The 18,488-nt window shown below is 73.3% G+C and carries 20 protein-coding genes; 3 read left to right on the forward strand and 17 right to left on the reverse strand.

Annotation, left to right across the window (positions count from 1 at the left end):
• Nucleotides 1-72: 72 nt before the first annotated feature.
• A complete protein-coding gene (locus J2S43_RS20425) occupies nucleotides 73-528 on the forward strand; it encodes a MaoC family dehydratase (protein ID WP_306831556.1) in 456 nt (151 codons plus the stop codon).
• 477 nt (nucleotides 529-1,005) lie between these two features.
• On the opposite strand, the gene J2S43_RS20430 is transcribed toward J2S43_RS20425, so the two are convergent.
• The 7 genes from J2S43_RS20430 to J2S43_RS20460 all read right to left on the reverse strand — a co-directional run bounded on the left by J2S43_RS20430 (nucleotide 1,006) and on the right by J2S43_RS20460 (nucleotide 9,097).
• Nucleotides 1,006-2,268, reverse strand: coding sequence for an ABC transporter substrate-binding protein (locus J2S43_RS20430; protein WP_306831558.1), 1,263 nt, complete (start codon nucleotides 2,266-2,268; stop codon nucleotides 1,006-1,008).
• Complete coding sequence (locus tag J2S43_RS20435; protein WP_306831560.1) at nucleotides 2,268-3,260, reverse strand: branched-chain amino acid ABC transporter permease; 993 nt, start codon at nucleotides 3,258-3,260, stop codon at nucleotides 2,268-2,270. The genes J2S43_RS20430 and J2S43_RS20435 overlap by 1 nt, the downstream gene beginning before the upstream one ends.
• The gene (locus tag J2S43_RS20440) at nucleotides 3,257-4,123 is read right to left on the reverse strand and encodes a branched-chain amino acid ABC transporter permease (protein WP_306831562.1); all 867 of its coding nucleotides are present in this window, start codon (nucleotides 4,121-4,123) and stop codon (nucleotides 3,257-3,259) included. Before J2S43_RS20440 ends, J2S43_RS20435 begins: the two co-directional genes overlap by 4 nt.
• A gap of 1 nt (nucleotide 4,124) precedes the next feature.
• A complete protein-coding gene (locus J2S43_RS20445; RefSeq protein WP_306831564.1) occupies nucleotides 4,125-4,889 on the reverse strand; it encodes an ABC transporter ATP-binding protein in 765 nt (254 codons plus the stop codon).
• Entirely contained in the window at nucleotides 4,886-5,779 is an 894-nt protein-coding gene (locus J2S43_RS20450; RefSeq protein ID WP_306831565.1) for an ABC transporter ATP-binding protein, read from the reverse strand. Before J2S43_RS20450 ends, J2S43_RS20445 begins: the two co-directional genes overlap by 4 nt.
• Before the next feature lie 122 nt (nucleotides 5,780-5,901).
• Entirely contained in the window at nucleotides 5,902-8,121 is a 2,220-nt protein-coding gene (locus tag J2S43_RS20455) for a xanthine dehydrogenase family protein molybdopterin-binding subunit (RefSeq protein WP_306831566.1), read from the reverse strand.
• 388 nt (nucleotides 8,122-8,509) lie between these two features.
• Nucleotides 8,510-9,097, reverse strand: coding sequence for a TetR/AcrR family transcriptional regulator (locus tag J2S43_RS20460; RefSeq protein WP_306831567.1), 588 nt, complete (start codon nucleotides 9,095-9,097; stop codon nucleotides 8,510-8,512).
• A gap of 52 nt (nucleotides 9,098-9,149) precedes the next feature.
• On the opposite strand from J2S43_RS20460, the gene J2S43_RS20465 reads away from it, so the two are divergent.
• Nucleotides 9,150-9,935, forward strand: coding sequence for a class I SAM-dependent methyltransferase (locus J2S43_RS20465; protein ID WP_306831569.1), 786 nt, complete (start codon nucleotides 9,150-9,152; stop codon nucleotides 9,933-9,935).
• Here the strand turns inward: J2S43_RS20465 and J2S43_RS20470 are convergent.
• From J2S43_RS20470 to J2S43_RS20500, 7 genes are all read right to left on the reverse strand, one after another.
• On the reverse strand, nucleotides 9,913-10,959 hold the full coding sequence (locus J2S43_RS20470) for an acyl-CoA dehydrogenase family protein (protein ID WP_306831571.1): 1,047 nt from the start codon (nucleotides 10,957-10,959) through the stop codon (nucleotides 9,913-9,915). The two genes, J2S43_RS20465 and J2S43_RS20470, sit on opposite strands and share 23 nt — an antisense overlap.
• Nucleotides 10,956-12,113 (reverse strand): acyl-CoA dehydrogenase family protein, encoded by a 1,158-nt coding sequence (locus tag J2S43_RS20475; RefSeq protein WP_306831573.1) that lies wholly within the window; start codon nucleotides 12,111-12,113, stop codon nucleotides 10,956-10,958. Before J2S43_RS20475 ends, J2S43_RS20470 begins: the two co-directional genes overlap by 4 nt.
• Nucleotides 12,106-12,864: a 3-oxoacyl-ACP reductase FabG gene (fabG, locus tag J2S43_RS20480; RefSeq protein ID WP_306831575.1), complete on the reverse strand. Its 759-nt coding sequence runs from the start codon at nucleotides 12,862-12,864 to the stop codon at nucleotides 12,106-12,108. The genes J2S43_RS20475 and fabG overlap by 8 nt, the downstream gene beginning before the upstream one ends.
• A 151-nt stretch (nucleotides 12,865-13,015) precedes the next feature.
• A complete protein-coding gene (locus J2S43_RS20485) occupies nucleotides 13,016-13,735 on the reverse strand; it encodes a phosphatase PAP2 family protein (RefSeq protein WP_306831577.1) in 720 nt (239 codons plus the stop codon).
• Between the two features lie 45 nt (nucleotides 13,736-13,780).
• Nucleotides 13,781-14,365, reverse strand: a complete 585-nt coding sequence (locus tag J2S43_RS20490) for an MBL fold metallo-hydrolase (protein ID WP_306831578.1) — start codon at nucleotides 14,363-14,365, stop codon at nucleotides 13,781-13,783.
• A gap of 42 nt (nucleotides 14,366-14,407) precedes the next feature.
• On the reverse strand, nucleotides 14,408-15,157 hold the full coding sequence (locus J2S43_RS20495) for a phosphatase PAP2 family protein (RefSeq protein ID WP_306831579.1): 750 nt from the start codon (nucleotides 15,155-15,157) through the stop codon (nucleotides 14,408-14,410).
• An 18-nt stretch (nucleotides 15,158-15,175) separates the two neighbouring features.
• Nucleotides 15,176-15,598, reverse strand: a complete 423-nt coding sequence (locus tag J2S43_RS20500; RefSeq protein WP_306831580.1) for a GNAT family N-acetyltransferase — start codon at nucleotides 15,596-15,598, stop codon at nucleotides 15,176-15,178.
• A gap of 212 nt (nucleotides 15,599-15,810) precedes the next feature.
• On the opposite strand from J2S43_RS20500, the gene J2S43_RS20505 reads away from it, so the two are divergent.
• Nucleotides 15,811-16,725, forward strand: a complete 915-nt coding sequence (locus J2S43_RS20505) for a discoidin domain-containing protein (RefSeq protein ID WP_306831581.1) — start codon at nucleotides 15,811-15,813, stop codon at nucleotides 16,723-16,725.
• On the opposite strand, the gene J2S43_RS20510 is transcribed toward J2S43_RS20505, so the two are convergent.
• The 3 genes from J2S43_RS20510 to J2S43_RS20520 are packed head-to-tail and all read right to left on the reverse strand — an operon-like array spanning nucleotide 16,695 to nucleotide 18,487.
• Complete coding sequence (locus J2S43_RS20510; protein WP_306831582.1) at nucleotides 16,695-17,225, reverse strand: DinB family protein; 531 nt, start codon at nucleotides 17,223-17,225, stop codon at nucleotides 16,695-16,697. The two genes, J2S43_RS20505 and J2S43_RS20510, sit on opposite strands and share 31 nt — an antisense overlap.
• Nucleotides 17,226-17,234: 9 nt before the next feature.
• On the reverse strand, nucleotides 17,235-18,077 hold the full coding sequence (locus J2S43_RS20515) for an ATP-grasp domain-containing protein (protein ID WP_306831583.1): 843 nt from the start codon (nucleotides 18,075-18,077) through the stop codon (nucleotides 17,235-17,237).
• Nucleotides 18,074-18,487, reverse strand: coding sequence for a DUF1810 domain-containing protein (locus J2S43_RS20520; protein WP_306831584.1), 414 nt, complete (start codon nucleotides 18,485-18,487; stop codon nucleotides 18,074-18,076). The genes J2S43_RS20515 and J2S43_RS20520 overlap by 4 nt, the downstream gene beginning before the upstream one ends.
• Nucleotide 18,488 lies beyond the last annotated feature (1 nt).

Genomic DNA, 18,488 nt, shown 5'->3' on the forward strand with positions numbered 1-18,488 from the left:
AACTTAACCGTTCCTAGGATGGATTCTGCACGGGTAACGTCGCCTCTGTCACGGCTTCAGGAGGTACTCACAATGAGAGTCTTCGATGATCCCGCCAAGCTTGCGGCCGCCGCCGGTGAACACCTCGGCTACAGCGACTGGACGCTCGTCGACCAACCCCGGATCGGCGCGTTCGCCACCGCCACCGGCGACGACCAGTGGATCCACATCGACCCGGCCCGCGCCGCCGGCGGGCCGTTCGGCACCACGATCGCCCACGGCTACCTGACGCTGTCGCTGATCCCGGCATTGTCCTGGCAGATCTATCGCGTCGAGGGCGTCCGGATGGGCATCAACTACGGGCTCGACCGCGTACGGTTCCCGGCACCCCTTCCGTCCGGCTCGCGGGTCCGCGCCGGCATCCAGTTGCTCACCGTCACGCCGACCAGCGACAACGCCCTCCAGATCAAGGCGGAGGTGACCGTCGAGCGCGAGGGCGGCGACAAGCCGGTCTGCGTCGCCCAGACGCTCTCCCGCATCTACCCCTGACTGCGGCGGCTGCCCACCAAAACGATCACGTGTCGCAAATCGTTGTTCAGACCGCCGGATAACAACGATTTGCGACACGTGATCGACTCTCAACCGCCGTCAGGCCGGCGTTGATCTTCTGAACGCGCGCCCAGCGCAGACCACCGGCGTCTGGCCGCCCCGCATGCCGTTGACCACCCCGTGGGGTGCAGATCATCGGCAGGGCCGCCATCGACAACAACACCGCAGCCCAGGCAGGGACGGCGCCCCGGCGCCGGCCATGCCGGCCCCACCACGCTGACGGCTCTGCCGATGATCCGCTCGGCTTGTCCGCCGAAGGCGGCACACGGGCAGCCGGGCACACGAAACCCAACCCCTGCCGCCGCGGAAAGTGCTCCGGTGAAGGCCCCGGCGGGAAGCTTCGGGCGACCCGCGAACCGCGTCACCCCCGAGGCGCCCGCAGAACCGGGAGGCCGGGCCGAGGCCCGGCCTCCTCGCCTACGCCGCCGCCGGGATTCCGTTCGCCGGCGGGGCCGGCGGTGCGACCGTGTACTCGGTGACCGGCCCGCCCTCGGAGTCCGTCTCGTAGGTCGGCCCGAAGTACGCCTGGACCTTGTCGGTCACCCTGGTCATGCGGAGCCCGCCGTAGCCGGAGTGGTCGTCGCCCGAGAAGCGCAGCGGCCCGAGCCCGGGCCCGGTGAATCCGCCCTTCTCGACCGCCTCGATGACCGACTCGCGGGTCAGGTCCTTGCCGGCCGCCTGGAGCACCTGCACGAACAGGTAGCCCACGGACATCCCGTAGATGGTGTTCCCGTCGAACGGTGCCCCCGCGTTGTACTCCGTGTTGATCTTTTGGAAGAGCTGGATCCACGGGTCCGACGTCGCCGAGGCGGTCGGCAGGTAGTTCGCACCGAGCAGGCCCTCCAGCAGCGGTGCCGCGTCCCCCAGGGACTTCGCCAGCGTGTTGTAGTCGCCGCCCACGTTGGAGACGATCCACTGTGGTGCGAAGCCCTGCCGCGCCGCCGTCCCGATGGTGAGCGCCGTGAAGCCGGGAACGGTCGCCAGGATGACGACCTCGCACGCGTTCGACTTGAACGCGTCGATCTGCGGGCCGACGTTCGTGACGCTCGTCGTGTAGGTCTGCTTCACCGCCACGCCCGCGTCGCCGAGCACGCCGGTCACGCCGGCCAGGCTGTCCCGGCCGAAGTCGTCGTCCTGGCCGAGGAAGCAGGTCTTCTTGCCGGCCAGGTTCTTCTGCACGTACGACCCGAGGATCTTGCCTTCGACCGTGTAGTCCGGGTTGAAGCCGAACGTGCCCGGATACTTCCCCGGCTGGTCCCAGCTGCGGCTGCCGGACGCGACGAACAGGTCCGGCACCCGCTGGCTGTTCAGGAAGTCGAGCACGCCGGTGTGCGTGGGCGTGCCCAGCCCGTTCAGGATCGCGAAGACCTTGTCCTGGAGCACCAGTTCACGTACCACCTGCTGGGTGTTGGCGGGGTTGTAGCCGTCGTCCTTGACGTTGAGCGTGATCTTGCGCCCGTGCACGCCGCCGGCCGCGTTGACGAAGTCGAAGTAGGCCTTGGTCGCGGGCGCGATCTGGGAGTATCCGGCGCTGGCCGGGCCGGTGAGCGGCATGTGCGTACCGACGGTGATCTCGGTGTCCGTGACGCCCGGCACGGAGGCGCCGCCGCCACCACCGGATTCTGAGGAACAGCCCACGACCGCAAGGAGCATGGCGATCGGCAGCACGAGTTTGCGCATCATCGACCTTTCACGAGCCGTAGGAGAGGAGCAATGACCATCAGCCGGTACGGCACCCGCCGCACCAATCCCTGAATGCCGCCCGGCGCCAGGATCATGACGACGATCAGCGTGATGCCGAAGATCGCGAGCGGCAGGTTTCCCTCGAGCCGTTGCGCGAACGCGGATGACAGCGCGAACACGTCGGTGACGCGCGCGGTCAGGTCCGGCAGCGCGACCAGCAGGATCGCGCCCCAGACCGCGCCGGCCAGGCTGCCGAGCCCGCCGACCACGATCGCCATCACCAGGAACAGCGACAGCGTGAGCGAGAACGCGCCGGGCGACACGCTCTGGGCGAGCACCGCGAGCACTCCCCCGCCGAGCCCGGCCGCGGCCGCGCTGACCACGAACGCGAGGATCTGCGTCCGCGCCACGTGGATGCCGGAGAGCTTGGCGGCGATCTCGTCGTCGCGGACCGCGCGGAACTCCCGGCCGAAGCGAGAAGCCGCGAGGTTGCCGAGCAGCAGCATGGTGAGCAGCGCCGCACCCAGCGCGATCCAGGCCTGCCAGCGCTCGAACGGGAAGTCGTAGCCGAACGGCGGCGGTGCCAGGTAGAACGTGAGGCCCTGGTCGCCGCCGAGCACGTCGTCGAACATGGTGGCGATGCCGGGCACCACCACCGCGACCGCGAGCGTGACCCCGGCGAGGTACGGGCCGCGCAGCCGGGCCGCGGCGACGCCGATCACCGCACCCGCGGCCGTGGTGACCAGCACGCCCGCGGCCAGCGACAGCACCAGCACGCCGATCGCGTTCTGCATGAGCGCGACCGTGTACGCCCCGGTGGCCATCAGCGCGCCGTGGCCGAGCGACAGCTGCCCGTTCTGTCCGGTGAGGACGGTCAGGCCCGCGGTCGCGCACAGGTAGGCCGCGACGGTGGCCAGCTGGTAGTTCTGGAACGCGGGGATGATCCAGGTCAGGCCGAGGAGCAGCAGGAACGCGCCGACGATTTTCATATGCGCCTCGCAGCGGGTTTGGCGAAGAGTCCGTCCGGCCGGATCAGCAGCACGGCCAGGAGCAGCACGATGATCGCCAGCGGCGTGACCTGGTCGCCGAGGTATCCGCCGACGAACGACAGCACCAGGCCGACCGCGAGCCCGCCGATCACCGCGCCGGCCGGGCTGTCCAGGCCGCCGACCACGGCCGCGGTGAACGCGACCACGAACGAGCGGTCCATCGCGTTCGGGTGCAGGCCGAACTCGGTCGGGATGATCAGCATCCCGGCCAGCGCGCCGACGCCGGCCGCGAGCACCCAGCCGAGCAGCAGCATGCCGCCGACGTTCACGCCGAGCAGCCGGGACACCTCCGGCGCGAACGCGGACGCGCGCAGCCGCAGGCCCACCTTGGTGCGGGTGAACAGCAGCGCCAGCGCCCCGACCGTGACGGCGACGGACGCGAAGACGAACACGTCGTACGGCGAGAGGTGCGCGAACCCGGCGGTCCGGTCGAACGCGGGCGGCGCCGGCCGGAACTCGTTGCCGTAGACGATGCCGAGCACCGCCGTGATCAGCAGGACCAGGCCGAGCGCGACGATCACCGCGTTCAGCGGCTGATCGTGCCCGACGTGCCGCATCACCAGGCGTTCGGCCAGCCAGCCGAGCGTGAGCCCGGCGGCCAGCGCGGCGGCGAAGCCGAGCCAGAACGAGCCGGTCGCGGCCGTGACGCTGTGCGCGACGTACGCGGCCGCGACCGCCATCGCGCCCTGGGCGAAGTTGACGATCCGGGCGCCGCGCCAGATGAGCACCAGCGCGAGCGCCATCGCGGCGTAGACCGCGCCGCGGGACAGCCCGTCCACGGTCAGGAAGGCGAGTCGATCCATTCTAGAACCCCAGGTAGGCGTGCCGGAGTGCGTCGTCGTCGCGCAGCTGGGCCGCGTCCGATTCGCGCACCACCCGGCCGAGTGACATGACCACGCCCCGGTCGGCGACCGAGAGCGCGCTGCGCACGTTCTGCTCGACCAGCAGCACGGCCAGCCCGGTGTCGTCGCGCAGGCCGGCCAGCAGGCCCATCAGCTGCGCGGTGACCCGGGGTGCGAGGCCGAGCGACGGCTCGTCGAGCAACAGCAGGCGCGGGCGGGCGACGAGCGCGCGGCCGATCGCCAGCATCTGCCGTTCGCCGCCGGAGAGCTGGTGGCCGGCGTGCCCGCGCCGCCGGGCCAGCGGGTCGAACAGCGCGTAGACCTCGTCCAGCGCGCGGCGGGCGTCCCGGCGGTCGGTCCGCCACAGGCCGCCGAGCCGCAGGTTCTCGTCCACGGTCAGCTCCGCGACCACGCCGCGGCCCTCCGGCACGTGCGCCATGCCACGCCGGACCCGGTGCTCGACCGGGACCCGGGCCAGGTCCTGGCCGGACAGCCGGACGACGCCGGACGACGGTCGCAGCAACCCCGACACGGTACGCAGCAGCGTGGTCTTGCCGGCCCCGTTCGCGCCGAGCACGGCCACGATCGCGCCGGGCGGCACGGTGAGCGTGACGTCGTGCAGGACGGGTGCGGCACCGTACCCCGCGGTGATGTTCTCGATCTGGAGCAGTGGCTCCTCGGGCGCGGCGTGCCTGGGCCCCGGCTCCGCCTCGGTGGTCGCGGTCATCGGATCGCCACCGCCCCGTCGCCGCGGGGCACGTCGGGCGGCGGCTCGCCGGGCGGCGGCTCGTCGTCCGGCGGCTCGCCGGGCGGTGGTTCGCCGGGCTGCGGTTCGCCGGGCGTGATCGCCTCGGTGCCGAGGTATGCCGCCGCGACCGCGGGATCGCCGCGCACCTCGTCCGGCGTGCCGGTGGCGACGACCCGGCCGAAGTCCAGCACGACGATCTCGTCGCAGACCGACATCACCAGGTCCATGTGGTGCTCGACGAGCAGCACGGCCGTGCCGGTGCGGGCCGGCAGCTCGCGGATCAGCACCGCCAGCTCGTCGATCTCGTCCGCGCCGAGGCCGCCGGCCGGCTCGTCGAGCAGCAGCAGGCGCGGTCGGGCCGCGAGCGCGCGGGCCAGGCCGGCCTTCTTCTGGATCGCATACGGCAGGGTGCCGGGGAGCGCGTCCGCGTGCCGACCGATGCCCAGCTCGCCGAGGAGCGCGACCGCCTCGGCCCGCAGCCGCCGCTCGTCGCGCGCGGCCCGGGGCAGCGCGAACAGCGACGAGACGAACCCGGCCCGCGGGTGCGCGCCGGCCATCACGTTCTCCGCGAGCGTGAGGCCGGCGAACAGCCCGACGCCCTGCAGCGTGCGAGCGATCCCGTCCCGGGGCAGCCGGTGCGGCCGGGGCCGCAGCGGCTGCCCGCCGAACGACAGCGTGCCGGTGTGCGGCGTGACGAAGCCGCAGATCACGTTGAACACCGTGGTCTTGCCCGCGCCGTTCGGCCCGATCACGCCGGCGATCCGGCACGGTGGCACGGTCAGGGACACGTCGTCGAGAGCGGTGAGCCCGCCGAACCGCACGCCGATCCCGGCGAGCTCGAGCCCTTGTTGCGATGGTGGTGCGCCCATTGGTCACCTCGCCCAGCACCTCGCCGGGCTCCCGTCGCCGCGACGGGCCGTCCGAGGTAATTACACTGGGAGTGTATATTCAGGAAACTCGACGTCAATACCCCCGTCATGACACGGAATCATCAATGTTCCCCCGGGTCCAGCAGCAATCTGTCGAGCGTGATCGGCAGCTCCCGGACCCGGATGCCGGTGGCGTCGAAGACCGCGTTGCCGACCGCGGCGGCCGAGCCGACCGTGCCGATCTCCCCGATACCGCGCGCGCCCAGCTCCGGGTCGGGGTGGTCCAGCCAGTGCACGTCGATCGGCGGGATGTCCGCGTTGACCGGGACCATGTAGTCGGCCAGGTTCGCGCTCGCCGGCCGCCCGCCGGGCTCGACCGGATCGTGCTCCAGCAGCGCCTGCCCGATGCCGAAGATGACGCCGCCGACGATCTGGCTGTGGGCGGCCTGCGTGTTCATGATCCGGCCGCCGTCCACCACCGTGGTGAACCGGGTGACCCGCGGCTCGCCGGTGAACCGGTTGACCCGGACCTCGCAGAAGTGCGCGCCGAAGCTGTGGAACATGAACTGCCCGGCCTTCACCGGGTCGAGCACGGTCTGCGCCTGGCCCACCACGTCCTCGGCGCCGACCGTGCTGAGCAGCCGGCCGAACGTCATCGCGCGGCCGTTGCCGCGCAGACGGCCGTCCGCGAAGGACAGGCCGGCCGGATCGGCACCGTGCCACGGCGAGCGGGCATGCGTGACCGCGAGCTGGATCAGCTGCGCGGTCGCGTTCCGGGCGGCGGCCGCCACCGTCGGCACGGTGCTGGCCGTGACGCTCGATCCGGCCACCGGCGGGCCCGGCGGCAGCAGCGAGTCGCCGAGTTCCGGCCGCACCCGGCGCACCGTGATGCCGAGCACGTCCGCGCCGGCGATCGCCAGCAGCGTCTCCGCGCCCGTTCCCGGATCGGAGATCGAGGTGGAGACGACCGCGGTGTCGTCCGCGCACAGCCGGACCCGGACGCTCGACGACTCCCGGTTGGCCGGGTAGACCGCGGCCGCGGTCCCCACGCCGACCAGCCACTGCCCGTCGATCCGGGGGCGCGGCCGCGCGCGGCGCGCGCTCCAGCCGAACCGGCGCGCACCCACCCGGAAGGCCTCGTCGAGGTGCTTGCTGGACCACGGCAGACCGGTGGCCGGCGCGACCGTGGCGCTGTTGCGCAGCCGCAGCTCGACCGGGTCGACGCCGGTCGCCACGGCCAGCTCGTCCATCGCGGTCTCCAGCGCGAAAGCGCCGGCCGCCTCGTTCGGCGCGCGCATCGCCCAGGTCGGCGGCCGGTCCAGCATCACCAGGCGCTGCGCGATGTGCAGGTTCGGCGTCCGGTAGGTGACCGCGGAGGTGTCGTCGGCCGGGCGCATCGGCCACCCGGAGACGAACGGCAGCTCGGCGTCGCTCTCGTGCGCGACCGCGGTCAGCACGCCGTCCCGGGAGGCACCCAGCCGCACGGTCTGCCGCACCTCCCCGCGGTGACCGACCACGGTGAAGACCTGCTCCCGGGTCAGGATCAGCTTGACCGGGCGCCGCAGCGTCCAGGCCGCGGCCGCCGCCAGGACCACGTCGCTCCACGGCTGGGCCCGGCTGCCGAACGCGCCGCCGACGTAGGGGGCGAGCACCCGTACCGTCGCCGGCTCGTTGCGCAGTTTCGCCCTGATCCGCGTCGCCTGGACGATCGGCATCTGCGCCCCGGTGTAGACGGTCAGCGCGTCGCCCTCCCGGACCGCCAGCGCGCCGTGCGGCTCCATCGCCACGTGATGCTGCACCGGCGTGCGCGTCGTGCTCCGCACCACCACCTCGCTGGCGGCCAGCGCCGCGTCGATCGTGGGGAAGCGGGGCTCCAGGACCGTGACCATCGCCGGCGGCAGGTTCGGCGTGTTCGCCGGCACGCCCGGCATGTTGCCGTCCATCGAGGTTCTCGGCGGCTCCGCCCGATAGGTCACGGAGACCAGGCTCGCCGCGTCCCGCGCCGCCTCCGGGCTCTCCGCGACGACCAGCGCGACGATCTGGCCGTGGAAGCGGACCAGGGCGTCCTGCAACGGCGCGTAGTTCTCCCCCGGCCCGGGCGGCGCGGCCAGCGCCATCAGCGGACGGGCGTGGTGGAACACGTCCACGAAGCCCGGAACCGCGGTCGCCGCCGCGGTGTCGATGCCGGTGATCGCGCCCTTGCCGATCGTGCTGGTCACCACGGCGGCGTACAGCATGCCGGCCACCCGGCGGTCGGCCGAGTACTCCGCCGCGCCGGCCACCTTCAGCCGTCCCTCGACGCGATCGATGTCGCGTCCCACCGGCGAGACGAGATCAGCCATGGTCGCGCTCCAGCATCGCCGCGAGGGCGGCCCGGCCACCCGTAGAACCTCGCCGGGATACGCCCGGCACCTCCCGTGGACCCACGACATCTCCCGCTTCACCGGCCGGACAGGACACACCCGACGCCGCGCGGCTCGGGTAGGTCCACCCTGTCGGTCACCACGGAGCGCTACCACCGACAACCGATCCCAGGCTCGAGGCGCGTCTTTCCGGAGCGAGACGGACAAAATTCATATTCCCGCTTCCGGCGTGGTGACGTTCCGAGTGCTCCCGCGGGCAGCGGTCGTCGCTGGCGCTCCTCCCTTCCGGTGCCGTCGCCGGTCACCGAAACCCGAAGAGCCGAAGAACCGAAACCCGAAGAACCGGAACCTGAAGGGCCGCGCGGGGTCAGCGGAGAGCGGGTGTGATCACCGCGGCGATCATTCGGGAGACGTCCGACCCGGCGGGCGGGGTGTCGCGGTGTCCCGCGAAGAGCAGGTGGCTGGATCCGATCAGGGTGTGGGCGAGCATCTGCGCGTCGGCGTCCGGCTCCAGACGGCCGGCGGCGCGTTCCAGCGACAGGTAGTCCGCGACCATCGCGACGACGTCCACGAGCAGCGGGACCCCCGCGGGATATTCCGCGCGCAGCCGCGCGCGCAGGTCGTCCCGGAAGATCATGAGACTGATCAACGACACCGCGACCGAGTTGAAGACCGCGGTCAGCGTGCCCGCCAGGTTCTCCACGACCGTGCCGGTGCCGGCCGACTCGCGCAGCGCGGCCGCGCGGACGGAGAGGCCGGCGATCCGGTCGCGGATCAGGTCGGCGAGGAAGCCGTCGAAGTCCGCGAAGTGGCGGTGCAGCACGCCCTTGGCGACGCCCGCCTCCGTGGTGACGGCGCGGCTGGTCAGCGCCGCGGCGCCGTCCCGGATCAGGATCCGCTCGGCGGCGGCGAAGAGGTGCTCGCGCACGTCGCGCAGGGCCACACCGGTCGGCACTCCCCGACCCTACCGGTTCGCATAGTGGGCGCTCGCCCACTAGAGTGGGCACATGCCCACTAACCCGGGAACGCATCGGCTGCGACAGGTCGCCGAGTCCTTCGGCACCGACGCGGAGCGCTACGACCGCGCCCGCCCCGGCTACCCCGGCGAGATGGTCCGCGCGATCCTCGCGGCCACACCCGCCGCGACCGACGTGCTGGACGTCGGGTGCGGCACCGGGATCTCGTCGCGCCCGTTCGTGCGGGCCGGGTGCCGGGTGCGCGGCGTCGAGCCCGATCCGCGGATGGCAGCGGTCGCCCGGCGGCACGGCATCGAGGTCGACGAGTCGACGTTCGAGGCCTGGGAACCGCACGGCCGGACCGTCGATCTGGTCGTCTCCGGGCAGACCTGGCACTGGGTCGACCCGGTCGCGGGTGCGCGGCGGGCCGCCGGGGTGCTGCGGCCCGGCGGGCGGCTCGCCGTGTTCTGGAACGGGATGCAGCCCGAGCCGTCGGTCGCCGAGACGTTCGCGCGGGTCAACGCCGAGGTGCTGCCCGAGCTGCCACGGCTGCCCGACGCGGCGGCGGCCTACTCCGCGATGGGCGCGACGGCGGCGGACGGCATCCGGGCGGCCGCGGCCTTCACCGAGCCCGAGGAGTGGCGGTACGAATCGGAGCGCCGCTACACCCGCGACGAGTGGCTGGACGTGGTGCCGACCCAGGGCTTCTTCACGCGCCTGCCCGAGGAGCGGCTGCGGCCGCTGCTGGACGCGATGGGCGCGGCCGTCGACGAGGTGGGCGGCGCGTTCACCATGCACGTCACCACGCTGGTGATCACGGCGACCCGGCCGGCGTGAGGTCGAGCAGGCCGGCCAGCTCCCGGCGGTGCGCGGCGGCCGTGCCGAGCGCGATCGACGTGGTCTTGGCGCGCTTCAGGTAGAGGTGCGCCGGGTGTTCCCAGGTGAAGCCGATCCCGCCGTGCAGCTGCACGCACTCCTCCGCCGCCCGCACCGCCACCGGACCGCAGTGCGCCTGCGCGAGCGCGGCCGCCAGCCGCGGCTCGGAAGCGTCGGACACGGCACCGGCGGCGTACCGGGCCACCGCGCGGGACTGGGTGACCGACACCCACACGTCCGCCAGCCGGTGCTTGATCGCCTGGAACGACCCGATCGGGCGGCCGAACTGCAGGCGCGTCCTCGCGTACTCCACGGTCGTGTCCAGGCACCACTCGGCCACGCCGAGCTGCTCCGAGGCCAGCAGCGCGGCCCCGGCCGTGACCGCGGCGTCCACCGCTTCCGGGGCCGGCCCGATCGGCCGCCCGGGTGCCGCGGTCAGCGTGAGATCCACGAGCGGCCGCGTCACGTCCAGGGACACCACGGGGGTCCGGGTCACGCCCGGCCCGGCCGCGGCCACCTCGTAGAGATCGCCACCGGCCGGCACCAGCAGCACGTCCGCGGCCAGCGCGTCCGCGACCGACTCGATCCGCCCGGTCAGCACGCCGTCCACGACCGTCACGTCCGGGAGCGCGCCCGCGAACGGCACCGCCAGCGCCACCCACGCGGACCCGTCCGCGATCCGGGGCAGCACCTCGGTGTCGCCCGCGACCCGCAGCGCGGTCACGGCCATCACCGCGCACCCCAGGTACGGCACCGGGGTCAGGAACCGCCCCAGCTCCTCCATCACCAGCGCGGCCTCCCGCAGGCTCGCGCCCGCGCCGCCGAACGTCTCCGGCACGACCAGGCCGACCACGCCCAGCTCCGCGCCGAGCAGCCGCCACACCTCCGCGTCGAAGCCGTCGTCCGGCGGCGCGGTGCGGCTGCGCAGCAGGTCGCGCAGCGAGTCGCGCAGGGACTCCTCGTCCTGGCTGTACAGCAGGTTCATCGGGGCAGCTCCCGCCACGGGACGGTGGTGTCGGTGCGCGGCTCGGCCGGCAGGCCCAGCACGCGCTCCGCGATGATGTTGCGCAGGATCTCGGACGTGCCGCCCTCGATCGACGTGCCCTTCGCGCGCAGCCACCGGTAGGTCGGCGACCGCCCCTCGAAGTCGACCGCCTCGCCTCGCCGCATGGTCCAGTCGTCGTGCCGGAGCCCGTCCGCGCCGCGCAGTTCCAGCTCCAGCCCGGTGATCCGCTGGGCCAGCTCCGCGAACGCGAGCTTGACCGCGGAACCCTCCGGCCCGGGGTCACCGGCCGCGAGCTGCTGCCGCGCGCGCACGCCGGTCAGCCGCGCCGCCTCGGCCGCCACCCACAGCCGCATCATCTCGTCGTGGGCCGCCGAGGTGCGCACCTCCGGGTGGGACCGCCAGAACGCGGTGAGCACGCCGATCAGGCCGCCGCCGCGCGGGAGCGCCCCGCCGCCGATGGAGACGCGCTCGTTCATCAGCGTGGTCCGCGCGACCGCCCAGCCCTCGCCGACCGCACCGAGCCGCAGGTCGTCCGGGAGGAACACGTCGGTCAGGAAGACCTCGTTGAACTCCGCCTCGCCGGTGAGCTGCCGCAGCGGCCGCACGTCCACGCCGGGCGCGGTCATGTCGCAGACGAAGTACGTGAGCCCTTGGTGTTTGGGCAGGTCCGGGTCGGTGCGCGCGAGCAGGATCGCCCACCGGGCCCGGTGCGCCATCGACGTCCAGACCTTCTGCCCGGTGATCCGCCAGCCGTCGCCGTCGCGGACCGCGCGGGTGGCCAGCCCGGCCAGGTCGGAGCCGGCGCCGGGCTCGCTGAACAGCTGGCACCACAGCTCCTCGCCGGTCCACAGCGGGCGCAGGAAGCGCCGCCGTTGCGCGTCGGTGCCGTGCCGGAGGATCGTGGGTGCGGCCATGCCGAGCCCGATGCCGATCCGGCGCGGGTCGTTGGACGGCGTGCCGGCCAGCTCCTCGTCCACGATCGCCTGCTGCTCGCGGGGCACGCCGAGCCCGCCGAGCCCGGCCGGGTAGTGCACCCAGGCGAGCCCGGCGTCGAACCGGGCGCGCAGGAACTCGTCCGGGTCGGCGGGCGCGGACGCCCGGAACGCGCGCGCCAGTTCCCGGACGTCAGTCACGCGGCCCACCCGCGACGTAGATGACCTGGCCGGAGACGAAGCCGGCGCCCTCGGAGGCGAGGAACGAGATGGTGTGCGCGACGTCCTCCGGGCGGCCCACCCGCCGCACCGGAATCTGCTCCGCGGCCTTCTCCTGGTAGACGTCGAAGGGCACCTTGACCCGGGCCGCGGTGGCCGCGGTCATGTCGGTGACGATGAAGCCGGGCGCGACCGCGTTCGCGGTCACGCCGAACGGGCCCAGTTCCAGCGCGAGCGTCTTGGTGAAGCCCTGCATGCCCGCCTTCGCGGCCGCGTAGTTGACCTGGCCCCGGTTGCCGAGCGCGGACGTGCTGGACAGGTTGACGATGCGGCCCCACGTCGCGGCCGTCATGTGCGCCTGCACGGCCCGGGTCATCAGGAACGCGCCGCGCAGGTGCACGCCGAGCACCGTGTCCCAGTCCGCGTCGGTCATCTTGAACAGCAGGTTGTCGCGGATCACGCCGGCGTTGTTGACCAGCACGACCGGCGGGCCCAGCTCGGCCGCGACCCGCTCGACGGCCGCGGTGACCTGTGCGGAGTCGGCGACGTCGGCGCCGACCGCGAGCGCGCGCCCGCCCGCGGCCACGATGGTGTCCGCGGTGCCCTTCGCATCGGCCTCGGCCAGGTCCAGGACCGCGACCGCGAGCCCGTCGGCGGCGAGGCGGATGGCCGTGGCCGCCCCGATCCCGCGCGCCGCCCCGGTCACGATCGCCACCCGCTGCTGCTCCGTCATCGGTGCCCCACCCTCCGCAGTTTGTGCACTGATAGTGCAATATAAACCGCCGTTCAGGTGCCACGCTAGTACGCGCGCCGCGCCCGGATCCATCGAGCAACGAAAATAGGCGGGGCCCACGATGTGTGGACCCCGCCGGAAGCCGGCACGCTCAGGTCCGCGCCGCGACCGCCTCGCGGACCGCGCCGACCCTCTGCCGCCCCCAGTGCACGGTCCGGTCCAGGAAGCCGCGCGCCATGATGAGCAGGACCGTGGCCCCGTTGATGAGCGAGCCGACCACGTCGCTCGGGTGGTGCATGCCGCGGTACATGCGGGACAGCGCCACGCCGATCGGCACCGAGATCAGCAGCGCCAGCCAGGTCCAGCGGCCGCGCCGCGTCGTGCACCGGGCCGCCATCACCAGGCCCACGCCGACGTAGAGCGCTATCGCTGCCGAGGTGTGCCCGCTCGGGAAGCTGGAGGTCGGCGGCGACACGTCCATGTGCTCCACGGCCGGGCGCTCCCGGTCGATCATCAGCGTGGTCAGCACGAAGATGACCGACTGGGCGAACACCGCACCGATCAGGAACGCCGGCTCCCGCCAGTTCCGCGACGTCAGGTAGAGCCCGAGCGCGACGAGCGCGGTGATCCCGATGACGACCTGGGTGTCGGCGAGCGTGCTGAACACGTTCGAGACCGCGTCCGAGGCGCCGCCCCGCTCCGACACCAGCTGGCCGTTGACGTCGTCCTCGATCGTCAGCGGCCACACGTCGTCCGCGATCCGGGTGATCAGCATTCCGAGGCCGACCATGACGGCGTAGAGCAGGACGAGGGGCAACACCAGCCGTGCGGCGGCCTGCCGCACCACGGCCCAGGTTCCGGCGAGTGACATGGCCGGATCCATACCCGGACGTTACGCCGAATCAAACCCCGCCCATCAACGATCAGACCACACGACGACCGCCCGGTCCGCGGCCGCGCGGATCAGCGCACCGTCCATCTCCGCCCGGAACTCGTCGATCCCCTGCGCCGGCCAGGAGAACACGACCGTGAGCGGCCCCTCCGGCGGCAGCGGCCAGAGCCAGAACGTCATGTCCGCGCGGCGCACGTCCCCGTGTCCGCTGTGCCGCATCATCAGCGGCCCGGCCGGCTCGTCGCCCGGTCGCGACGGCCCGCCGAACGTCAGGTTCGTGGCGATCCGGCCGTCCGCGAACAGCACGCCGACGCGCAGGAAGTCGGGCCCGGGCGCCTCCCCGGGCGGGAAGTGGCTCTGGAACGCGGGGTGCAGGATCCGCCGGCGTTGATCGCCGGCGCGCAGCACACCGGAGACCGTGAACTCGATCCCGTTCGGGTAGGCGACCATCTCGGACACGCAGACCGCCACGTCGGTGCCGTACGCCAGCACGAACTCCAGCGGCACCGGCACGCCCAGCGTGCCGTCCGGCTTCATCCAGGCCGGACGCGGCGGCTCCACCGGGTCCGGCGCGTCCGGTGGCGGCGGTAGCCCATCGAAGAAACCCACGCCCGCAGCGTGCCACCCCGCGGCGGTGAAAGCGAGCGGCCGTCAGCGGGCGGCGGGTTCGGCCTCGCGGAGGCCCTCGGTGACCGGGCGGTGGGCGGCGCCGCGCCAGGTCTCGAAGGCGGCGGTGGTGGCCACGACCACGGCGATGCCGAGGGTCCAGCCGCCGAGGACGTCGCTCATCCAGTGCACGCCGAGCGCGACCCGGCTGAGGCCGGTGCCGATCGCGACCGCGAGCGCGGCGGCCCACATCGCGGCCCGGATCAGGCGGCGGTGCGGCAGCCGGTCGGTCAGCGGCAGCAGCATGAGCAGCAGCACGGCGGAGGCGAGCGCCGCGGTCATCGAGTGACCGGACGGGAACGAGTAGCCGGGGGCGGACGACACCGGGTCCAGGAACTCCGGGCGGGAGCGGCCGAACAGGATCTTGAGCAGCAGCCCGAGCACGCCGCCGGCCGCGATCGTGGCGACCGCCCAGAGCGCGACCCGGTGCGCGCCGCGCCACCAGAGCACCGCGGCGAGCAGCACCACGGTGGCCCGCAGCGGCGTGGGCGAGAACACGTCGGTCCAGGTCTGCACCGCGTCCACCCAGCCGGGCCGGGCCCGCGCGAACGTGTAGAGCGCGTCCGCCACCCGCTCGTCGAGCGTGCGCAGCGGCGCCCAGCGGGACACCACCAGCATCGCGGTCATCGAGAACGGGATGAGGATCAGCGCGGCGGCCACGGCCGCGAGCGTCAGCCGCAGGCCGAGCCAGTCGTGCCGGTCGATCCTGCGCGCCCACCAGGTCTTCACGTCCATTCACGCTTCTTACCCGGCTCAGCTGGGAAGAATCTGCCACTCCAGCATCACGGCCGGCTCCGGCGCCCCGGCACCGGCCGCGCGGTAGGTGCGCAGCGCGGCCTCGTTGTCGTGGTCGGTGAGCACCCACATGCCGTAGCAGCCGAGGTCGCGCGCCCGGTCCGCGAGCGCGGCGGACAGCGCGGCGCCGATCCCCCGCCGCCGGAACTCCTCGTCGACACCCAGCTCGTAGAGGAACATCTCGACGCCCTTGTCCGGGTGCGTCATCTGCACGCCGGAGACGAACCCGGCCGGGCGGCCGTCCAGGTACGCCACGCAGAGGTGATGGCCGGGCGCGGCCAGGAACCGGCGCGCGCCGTCCGCGCTCACCGCGTCGTCGAACAGCGGGGACGCCGCGACCAGTGCGTCCTCGTCCCCGGGGCTGAGCCATCGCAGGTCCACGCCCGCAACGGTAGACGCCCCGGGGCGGGTCGGTGAACAACGATGAACAACGGGTGGGCTGGCCGCCTGACTGTCGATGCCCCTAGCCTCGCGGCGCGGCGGGAGCGTTCCCACCGATGTGTGACACCACACGTGTGACACAACACGGAACTACCGCGCTGATCGGTACGAAAGCGCAAGTAGCACCTATAACCACTCGGAGGCACGACGACGTGGCCGGACCACCTGCGGGGCACGAGACGACACCGGGCGACGACGCGGACCGGGCCGGCTTCGCGTCGGACCGGGCGCACGCGCTGCGCACGATGTTCCCGCGCCGGGTGGCCGCCGTTCCGGACGTGCTGGACGCCCCGGCTCCGGACCGGGCGGATACACCGGCCGCTGTCGAACAGACCGCCGCCGTACCCGCTGATGCTCCTCCGCGGAAGCGGGGCCGCCGGATGCCGCTGCTGATCGGCGGTGCCCTGGTCGTGGTGGCCGTCGCCGCGTCAGCGGCGGTGTTCGTGACGGCGAACGCCGCGACGCAGGCCGACCGGACCGGCGTGGTGGTGCCGGTGACCACCGTGGAGGTGCAGGTCCCGCCGGACGCCGCGCTCGGCGTGCCGCCCTCGCCCTCGGCCACCCCGCCGGCGAGCCCGTCCGCCGCACCGTCCGCCGCACCATCCGCGAGCGTGACCGGCACGCCCTCGAAGAAGGTGCCGCCCGCACCGGCCCCGGCGAAACCGAAGGGCCGGGCGAATCCGAGCGGCGCGAACCTGGCGCTGCGCCGCGCCGTCGAGGTCTCCGGCGTGGAGGGCGCCCCGTGGAAGGCGTCCAACGCGGTCGACGGCGACCTGAGCACGCGCTGGAGCAGCGCGTTCACCGACCCGGGGTGGCTTACCGTGGATCTGGGCGAGGCGTGGGCGGTGACCGAGGTGCAGGTCGCGTGGGAACACGCCTACGCGACCGCCTACCGCGTGGAGGCGTCGGAGGACGGCAACGCGTGGACCGTGCTCTACCGGACGGCCAGCGGCAGCGGCGGTACGGTCACCGTGCGCGAACCCGCGGTCGCCCGATACGTCCGGCTGTACGCCACGCAGCGCAACGGCCAGTACGGCTACTCCGTGCTGGAGCTGCGGGTCCGCTGACCCGCGTCGATCAGCTCGCGCGCGATGTCCAGGTGCCCGGCGTGCCGCGCGTACTCCTGCAGCACGTGGAACAGCACCGCGGCCACGCTCGGCGGCACCTCCTTGCCCTTCGGGAACCGCCCGCCGGTCGCGGACGACGAGGAGAGCTCGCGGCTGCCGACGATCCGCCGCGTGCTGGCGCCGCCCGCGCGCAGCTCCGCCAGCAGCTCGTCGATGGACTCGTCCGGCCGCACGGTCCAGCGCTCGCCGACGCTGTCGCCCCACGGCTCCTTGATCGCCGCGCCGGCCACGCCCCAGACGAGCCAACGGCGTTCCATGTGCGCCAGGTGCTTGACGAGTTCGATCGGTGACCAGCCGGAGGGGAGCCGGTAGTCGCGCAGCTGCTCCTCGGTCAGGCCGGCCACGGTGTCAGCGATGGACGAGCGGTAGAAGTCGAGGTAGGTGAGGAACAGCTCGCGCACGTCGGTGGTGGGTCCGGGTTCGGGCTGGAGCGTCGTCATCGCACAGTGTTACCCCGCGAGCAGCGCCGCTATCAACGTCTCCGCCGGGATGACACTCGGCCGGTCACTGACCTGCCCGTCGCCCAGCTCCACCACCCGCCACTCGCCGTCCTCGCGGCGCGCGAGGTCCACCGTGACGAACGGCAGGCCGAGCGCCGCGACCAGCGGCGTGACCGCGCTGAGATCCGGCGGGCCGGCCTGCGCGTCGGGCGTGTCCGGATGCGGCCCGGTCAGGCGGGCCTCCCCCGCGATCCACCACGTCCGGACCTCGGGCGCGGTGAGCGGCTCGAAGCGGCGGAGCACGAACCCGCCGGTGAAGTCGTCCCCGCGCAGCTCCCGGAGCCGGGACGCGACCCGCCAGGCCGCGTCCGCGTCGGCCAGCTCCGGCACGTACGCGGCCTCGTGCCAGTGGTGCTTCGCGCTCTTCGTGTAGTCCCGGAGCACCGCGGGCCCGTCTTTCAGCAGCTCACGGGCCTGGTCGAAGGCCTCCCGGCGGTCGCCGCCGGTCCAGACCGACTCGGGCGTGACCGGGCGCAGCGACGCGTACCATCCGGGCAGTTCGTGGGCCCGGCGGTAGTCCGCCGGGCCGGTGCGCAGCGTGGCACCGCGCCGCCGCAACGCCTCCGCCATCGCGGCGTACCCCGTGGCCGGCAGCATCCACCCGCGGTAGACGACGTCCGGCCCCTCGGGCACCCGCGCCACCGCCCGGTCCGCGTCCCCACCCCCGGCCAGCGCGTCGTGGTCGACCACCGCCACCTCGGCCCCGGCCGCGCGCGCCGCCTGCGCCTCCGCCGCGAAGTGCTCGTCGGCCCGGCGCGGCCGCATCGGATCGGACGGCACGATCAGGATCATGCACCGAGGGTACGGGTGAGCGGATCCGGGGCGCCCTCGAAGTAGCGGTCCAGCACCTCGGCGAACACCGGCTCATCCGGGGCCGCGAGGCTGAACAGCGTCATCGACGAGCGGAGCTTCTGCGCGTCGATGCCGCCGAGGATCCGGTCGGCGGTGCGGCCCTGGACGGACAGCACGGCCCGCGCGCACTCGCGCAGCCGCGGGCCGAGGACCGGGTGGGCCAGGTAGTCGCGGGCCTCGTCGAGCGAGGCGAGCGCGTACCGCCGGGCCATCTCGCTGCGGCCCAGGCCGGCCAGCTGTGGGAAGACGAACCACATCCAGTGGCTGCGCTTCTCGCCCGCGGCCAGCTCGGCGAGCGCGCGCTCGTGGACGCCCTCCTGGGCGTCCACGAAACGCTGCAGATCCGCCATG

Source organism: Catenuloplanes nepalensis, assembly GCF_030811575.1.
GTDB classification, from domain to species: domain Bacteria; phylum Actinomycetota; class Actinomycetes; order Mycobacteriales; family Micromonosporaceae; genus Catenuloplanes; species Catenuloplanes nepalensis.

Bases quoted from the DNA above. Each gene is read 5' to 3' on its own strand.
- J2S43_RS20450 (WP_306831565.1), bottom strand. From the start codon at position 5,779: ATGGGCGCACCACCATCGCAACAAGGGCTCGAGCTCGCCGGGATCGGC.
- J2S43_RS20430 (WP_306831558.1), bottom strand. From the start codon at position 2,268: ATGCGCAAACTCGTGCTGCCGATCGCCATGCTCCTTGCGGTCGTGGGC.
- J2S43_RS20495 (WP_306831579.1), bottom strand. From the start codon at position 15,157: ATGGACGTGAAGACCTGGTGGGCGCGCAGGATCGACCGGCACGACTGG.
- fabG (WP_306831575.1), bottom strand. From the start codon at position 12,864: ATGACGGAGCAGCAGCGGGTGGCGATCGTGACCGGGGCGGCGCGCGGG.
- J2S43_RS20465 (WP_306831569.1), top strand. From the start codon at position 9,150: ATGCCCACTAACCCGGGAACGCATCGGCTGCGACAGGTCGCCGAGTCC.
- J2S43_RS20520 (WP_306831584.1), bottom strand. From the start codon at position 18,487: ATGGCGGATCTGCAGCGTTTCGTGGACGCCCAGGAGGGCGTCCACGAG.
- J2S43_RS20440 (WP_306831562.1), bottom strand. From the start codon at position 4,123: ATGGATCGACTCGCCTTCCTGACCGTGGACGGGCTGTCCCGCGGCGCG.
- J2S43_RS20425 (WP_306831556.1), top strand. From the start codon at position 73: ATGAGAGTCTTCGATGATCCCGCCAAGCTTGCGGCCGCCGCCGGTGAA.
- J2S43_RS20510 (WP_306831582.1), bottom strand. From the start codon at position 17,225: ATGACGACGCTCCAGCCCGAACCCGGACCCACCACCGACGTGCGCGAG.
- J2S43_RS20515 (WP_306831583.1), bottom strand. From the start codon at position 18,077: ATGATCCTGATCGTGCCGTCCGATCCGATGCGGCCGCGCCGGGCCGAC.
- J2S43_RS20470 (WP_306831571.1), bottom strand. From the start codon at position 10,959: ATGAACCTGCTGTACAGCCAGGACGAGGAGTCCCTGCGCGACTCGCTG.
- J2S43_RS20455 (WP_306831566.1), bottom strand. From the start codon at position 8,121: ATGGCTGATCTCGTCTCGCCGGTGGGACGCGACATCGATCGCGTCGAG.
- J2S43_RS20445 (WP_306831564.1), bottom strand. From the start codon at position 4,889: ATGACCGCGACCACCGAGGCGGAGCCGGGGCCCAGGCACGCCGCGCCC.
- J2S43_RS20435 (WP_306831560.1), bottom strand. From the start codon at position 3,260: ATGAAAATCGTCGGCGCGTTCCTGCTGCTCCTCGGCCTGACCTGGATC.
- J2S43_RS20485 (WP_306831577.1), bottom strand. From the start codon at position 13,735: ATGTCACTCGCCGGAACCTGGGCCGTGGTGCGGCAGGCCGCCGCACGG.